Source organism: Salegentibacter sp. (assembly GCF_041642575.1).
Classification (GTDB): Bacteria; Bacteroidota; Bacteroidia; order Flavobacteriales; family Flavobacteriaceae; genus Salegentibacter.
Genome location: NZ_JBEPWD010000135.1, coordinates 1 through 4,227, shown reverse-complemented (window position 1 = coordinate 4,227; position 4,227 = coordinate 1). Strand labels below are relative to the sequence as shown.

Genomic DNA, 4,227 nt, shown 5'->3' with positions numbered 1-4,227 from the left:
AGAAAAGGTCGGCGGCAATGCCGTCACTTAGGAATTTACCTTTAGTGGTGATATGATAAACACCATCATTTTCCTCCAGAAGTTGCTTTTGTTGGAGCGGGGCCGCATTTTCAAGTAAATATTGCTTGTAATCTTTCCCGAATTTCTCTTCAACTTCCTCCAGGGAAACCCCAAATTTGGTGCGCAGGCGAGTCATCACATATTCGTTGAATTTATCGGCGGTGGAAAGCTCTTCGATTTGCTGCGGAAGATTATCCTTTTCCAGGGCTTTAATGTAGAGACTGTTATTGCTGATATTCCATTTTCTCGAATTTCCATCATAGGAATGCGCAGAAGGACCAATTCCCAAATATGGCTTCCCCAGCCAGTAGGCGGTGTTGTTTTGTGAAAAGTAACCGGGTTTCCCGAAATTGGAGAATTCATAATGTTCAAATCCGTTTTTTGTGAGGGTATCCACCAGGATCTCAAAATGTCGGCGGGCGGCTTCATCATCTACCGGTTTCACCTTTCCTTTTTCAATAAATTTATGAAGCGCAGTATTTGGTTCCACGGTAAGGGCGTAACTGGAAATATGCGGTACGCCAAGCTCCAGGGTAATCTTTAAATTTTCTTTCCAGCGCTCCTCGCTCATTCCAGGCACCCCGTAAATTAGGTCGATGGAAATATTATCGAAATACTTCTTCGCCAGGTGAATGCTTTCCAAGGCTTCTTCCGAATTATGTGCGCGGTTCATCAACTTCAGGTCTTCTTCAAAAAATGACTGTACGCCAATGCTTAGCCGATTGATCTTTGAAGCGGCCAGCATTTTTATCTTTCCTTCGGAAAGATCATCAGGATTGGCCTCGAGGGTGATCTCCGGATTTTCTGCAATATTGAAATTCGAATAAATCGTTTGAAAGATGCTTTCTAAGTCTTCTGAAGTTAGTAAACTGGGCGTCCCACCACCAAAATAAATGTTTTTGTATTCGGCACCTGGAAGTTCATCCTTCCGAAGTTCCAGTTCCCTGCATAGCATTTGCACCACCTGGTCTTTTTTCTTTAGCGAAGTCGAAAAATGGAAATCACAGTAATGACAGGCCTGCTTGCAAAATGGGATGTGGATGTATATGCCAGCCATTCTAATGATTTAAGGGGTTGGAACCTACTTAATTTTACCCGGATTTTGTTTCACAAACGCATCCCAACCACTGTAGCTTTTACCGATCTCGGTGCGGCCTGAATTATAGAAATGACAAACCGCCGCAGCAAGTCCATCGGTTGAGTCGAGATTTTTAGGTAAAGATTTCAAATTAAGCAGACTTTGAAGCATTCTTGCCACCTGTTCCTTACTGGCGTTTCCGTTCCCGGTAATGGCCATCTTTATTTTCTTCGGAAGGTATTCGGTGATGGGGATTTGACGTGAGAGTCCGGCGGCCATTGCCACCCCCTGAGCCCGCCCCAATTTCAGCATAGACTGTACATTTTTCCCAAAAAAAGGAGCTTCAATGGCTATTTCGTCAGGATTATAAGTGTCTATAAGCTCTATGGTGCGTTCAAAAATGAGCTTTAATTTGATATACGGATCGGAATATTTACTGAGTTGCAGCTCATTGAGTTGCAGGAACTCCATCTTTTTATTTTCCACCCTTATGAGTCCGAAGCCCATAATGGTGGTTCCGGGGTCGATACCTAAAATGATCCTTTCGCTTTTCAAAATCGCAGTTGGGGTTTAAAGCCGTCAAAAATTACGTAATTTCGGGCAGCCAGGCAAAGCTAAGGAATTCTAAGGCCCAATGATAATTTTCATATTCATAAGTATCGCTTACCTCATCCTGATGATCGCTTTGATCTATGGCTGGCAGCAAATCCCTGAATTTTCACCCGATTTTTCCCCTGCTGAAACGGGCTTTTCGATCATTATCCCCTTCAGAAATGAAGCTGAAAACTTACCGGTTTTACTGGATTCCCTGGCCAAGCTTCAATATCCCTTCGAAAAATTTGAAATCTTATTTGTTAACGATGCTTCGGAAGATGATTCAGTGAAAATTTGCAGGGAATTTCAGCAGCAGCATCCACAACTTTCTTTAAAAATACTTGAAAATAACCGCCAATCGAATTCCCCTAAAAAAGACGCGATCACCACTGCTATTGAGCAAGCTGAATTCGAATACATCCTCACCACTGATGCCGATTGCATAATGCCAAAATTATGGCTGCAAACTTTCAATGATTTTGTCCAAAAAAATGACTATTCCCTGATTGCGGGGCCGGTTTCACTCTATTCTCCTTTCCAAAAGGGCAAGGCAAAGCCTTTCCGGGCATTTGAGGAGCTGGATGTTTTAAGTCTCCAGGCTGCAGGAGCCGGAGCTTTCGGAATTGGGCAGCCTTTTATGTGTAACGGGGCGAATTTGTGTTACAGTAAAAAAGCATTTCTGGCAGTAGACGGTTTTAGCGGGAATGATAAGATCGCCAGTGGGGATGATGTGTTTTTGCTTCAGAAATTTCAGCAAAAAGAATATAGAACGGCTTTTTTAAAGAGTCGGGATGCAATTGTACAGACAAAACCACAGGAAAATTTTTATGCATTGATCTCACAACGCGTCCGCTGGGCAGCGAAGGCCCCGGCTTATACAAGTCTGTTTTCCAAATTCGCGGGAGCAATTGTCTTACTGATGAACGCCGGACTCTTACTGGGAGCAATTCTCGCCCTGATGGAGATCTGGAATTATTACCCCGTTTTGATCATTTTTCTTCTTAAATTTAATTTCGACTTTGCCCTACTATATCTTTCAGCAAAATTTTTTAAGCGGGAGCAGGTATTACGTAGTTATTTCTGGAGCAGTATGGCCTATCCGTTTTTCTCCACCTATGTCGCTCTGAAATCGCTGGTTTCAGGATATGAATGGAAAGGACGAAAGTTTAGAAGTTAGAGGTACAAAATTAGAAGTACGAGGTTAGAGGTACAAAGTTTTAAAAATCAGAATTATGGAATATTATATATTAAAATACAAACTCATCTCAACCTACCTTGAGGAACGTGGAAAATACAGAAATGAGCATTTAAAACTGGCTGAGATTGCTGCTGAAGATGGTTCACTGGTTTTAGGCGGCGCTATGGAAGATCCCGTCGATGAAGCGCTTTTGGTGTTCAGAGCGAAATCTGAAGAAGCAGTAAAAAGCTTCGCAGAAAATGATCCCTACGTTCGAAACGGACTCATTGAAAAATGGGAGGTTCGAAAATGGAAAGTGGTGATTGGGAGTTGTTTTGATGGATAAAACAAGATTTACAAAAAGAAAAAAATTTAAAAAGAAACAGATAAAAGATCCTCTCCAAGTTCGTGAATAGCTTTTTCGATCTCTCTCGCTCTTTTTTCTGAAACATTTGCTTTACCAGATGCATATTGTCTCATTAAGGAGGGATTTATACCGGTTTTCTCAGCAATGGCAGATATCTTAATTGGTAACAGCTTAAAAAAAGAGGCAATATCCAGTTGATATTCAAATTCGGTAAGTTGCTCAATTTCCTGCACCCAATTTTCATTAAGTTTCCGGCCAACCTCCAGATAATCCTTAAAAGCAGCTTTTAAATTCTGCTTTAATTCATCAAAAGAGTTCCCATAAGAACTTACTCCTCCGGGAAGATTTTGTGTGCTCCCCCAGTAAGTTCCATCATTAGCTTTTTCAACAAAAACCTCAATTTTTTTCATCTTTATTATTTAAGTCCGGCTTGTTAAAAAATTGAATTTACAGTGCCTTTTGGAATATCTTTCTTTGGATGCGGAATGGTAACAATACCTTTCTTAGAAGGATGTTTAAAATGATGATGACTGCCTTTGGTTCTAACCAAATACCATCCGTCCTTTTCTATTAAATTAATTAGAACAGTCGATTTCACGAATCAAATTTATAACAAATTAGTTATATAACAAAAATGTTATATTCACTTTATAAAAAAGAGCATTTAATTTACCATACTTTAATATCGCCTCAGCTTACTTTAATATTAGGGTAACGCCCGACTGCAAGTAGTCGGCTTATTTTTACAAAAAAATAAGTTATGACAACTACTGAGAAAACATTACTGGCAATATCGACTATCGATTTTCCGGTTCGTTATGAGGAATCGGCACAAACTATTCGGGATGCTAAAGGAATGATGGTGTGCGATATTAGGGGCTGGAGTAAAATACAGTTTATGGCTAAGTCGCAGGAACGCCATGATGCCATAGGACACCTCATTTGTAACCT

The 4,227-nt window shown here is 40.6% G+C and carries 7 protein-coding genes; 3 read left to right on the top strand and 4 right to left on the bottom strand.

Annotation, left to right across the window (positions count from 1 at the left end):
* Positions 1-1,117: radical SAM family heme chaperone HemW (gene hemW / locus ACESK1_RS12330; protein WP_372920482.1), on the bottom strand; the 1,117-nt coding region annotated here is incomplete at its 3' end.
* A gap of 24 nt (positions 1,118-1,141) precedes the next feature.
* A complete protein-coding gene (gene ruvC / locus ACESK1_RS12325) occupies positions 1,142-1,693 on the bottom strand; it encodes a crossover junction endodeoxyribonuclease RuvC (protein ID WP_372920481.1) in 552 nt (183 codons plus the stop codon).
* 79 nt (positions 1,694-1,772) lie between these two features.
* Between ruvC and ACESK1_RS12320 the strand changes: the two genes are divergently transcribed.
* A complete protein-coding gene (locus tag ACESK1_RS12320; protein ID WP_372920480.1) occupies positions 1,773-2,909 on the top strand; it encodes a glycosyltransferase in 1,137 nt (378 codons plus the stop codon).
* A 55-nt stretch (positions 2,910-2,964) separates the two neighbouring features.
* Complete coding sequence (locus ACESK1_RS12315; RefSeq protein ID WP_372920479.1) at positions 2,965-3,255, top strand: YciI-like protein; 291 nt, start codon at positions 2,965-2,967, stop codon at positions 3,253-3,255.
* A 26-nt stretch (positions 3,256-3,281) separates the two neighbouring features.
* Here ACESK1_RS12315 and ACESK1_RS12310 read toward each other — a convergent pair whose 3' ends face one another.
* On the bottom strand, positions 3,282-3,686 hold the full coding sequence (locus ACESK1_RS12310; RefSeq protein WP_372920478.1) for a type II toxin-antitoxin system HicB family antitoxin: 405 nt from the start codon (positions 3,684-3,686) through the stop codon (positions 3,282-3,284).
* A gap of 23 nt (positions 3,687-3,709) precedes the next feature.
* The gene (locus ACESK1_RS12305; RefSeq protein WP_372920477.1) at positions 3,710-3,874 is read right to left on the bottom strand and encodes a type II toxin-antitoxin system HicA family toxin; all 165 of its coding nucleotides are present in this window, start codon (positions 3,872-3,874) and stop codon (positions 3,710-3,712) included.
* 162 nt (positions 3,875-4,036) lie between these two features.
* Here ACESK1_RS12305 and ACESK1_RS12300 point away from each other — a divergent pair.
* Positions 4,037-4,227, top strand: a 191-nt coding sequence (locus ACESK1_RS12300; RefSeq protein ID WP_372920476.1) for a hypothetical protein, incomplete at its 3' end; no start/stop codon positions are given.

Excerpts from the sequence above, each read along its gene's own strand:
- ACESK1_RS12320 (WP_372920480.1), top strand. The coding sequence starts at position 1,773 with ATGATAATTTTCATATTCATAAGTATCGCTTACCTCATCCTGATGATC.
- ACESK1_RS12315 (WP_372920479.1), top strand. The coding sequence starts at position 2,965 with ATGGAATATTATATATTAAAATACAAACTCATCTCAACCTACCTTGAG.
- ACESK1_RS12310 (WP_372920478.1), bottom strand. The coding sequence starts at position 3,686 with ATGAAAAAAATTGAGGTTTTTGTTGAAAAAGCTAATGATGGAACTTAC.